4 tRNA genes and 1 rRNA gene are annotated in these 529 nt (G+C 52.0%); all 5 read right to left on the bottom strand.

The features are described from left to right. Positions 1 to 35 precede the first annotated feature (35 nt). Positions 36 to 110, bottom strand: a tRNA-Glu gene (locus tag ACTQ46_RS11170). Between the two features lie 3 nt (positions 111 to 113). Then, positions 114 to 190: transfer RNA gene (locus ACTQ46_RS11175), tRNA-Met, on the bottom strand. Between the two features lie 10 nt (positions 191 to 200). Beyond that, positions 201 to 277: transfer RNA gene (locus ACTQ46_RS11180), tRNA-Met, on the bottom strand. Between the two features lie 14 nt (positions 278 to 291). After that, positions 292 to 366: transfer RNA gene (locus ACTQ46_RS11185), tRNA-Asn, on the bottom strand. Between the two features lie 54 nt (positions 367 to 420). Beyond that, positions 421 to 529, bottom strand: a 5S ribosomal RNA gene (rrf, locus tag ACTQ46_RS11190); the annotation flags it as partial.

The following is a 529-nucleotide window of genomic DNA, read 5'->3' on the forward strand; positions in this document are numbered from 1 at the left end:
GCAGATGCTCTCCCAACTGAGCTAAGCTCCCATTATGGTGACCCTACCGGGATTCGAACCCGGGATACCGCCGTGAAAGGGCGATGTCTTAACCGCTTGACCATAGGGCCTTATGGTAGCGGAGAACGGATTTGAACCGCTGACACTGCGGGTATGAACCGCATGCTCTAGCCACCTGAGCTACTCCGCCATAAGTAAAATGGTTGCGGGAGCCGGATTTGAACCGACGACCTCCGGGTTATGAGCCCGACGAGCTACCGAACTGCTCCATCCCGCGCTATAAAATTAAAATGGCTCCCAGGGTGGGACTCGAACCCACAACCTATCGGTTAACAGCCGAGTGCTCCACCATTGAGCTACCTAGGAACACTCACATTCGCATGTGAGAGAATAATATCAGTAAACCAATATTATTAAATTGTTGAGCGACTACCTACTCTCCCAATCCGTTTCCGGATAAGTACCATCGGCGCAAGAAGGCTTAACTTCTGTGTTCGAGATGGGAACAGGTGGATCCCTTCCGCCATCG

The sequence above is a fragment of the Gallicola sp. Sow4_E12 genome (assembly GCF_052116305.1).
In the GTDB taxonomy this organism is placed as follows: domain Bacteria; phylum Bacillota; class Clostridia; order Tissierellales; family Peptoniphilaceae; genus JBQKLI01.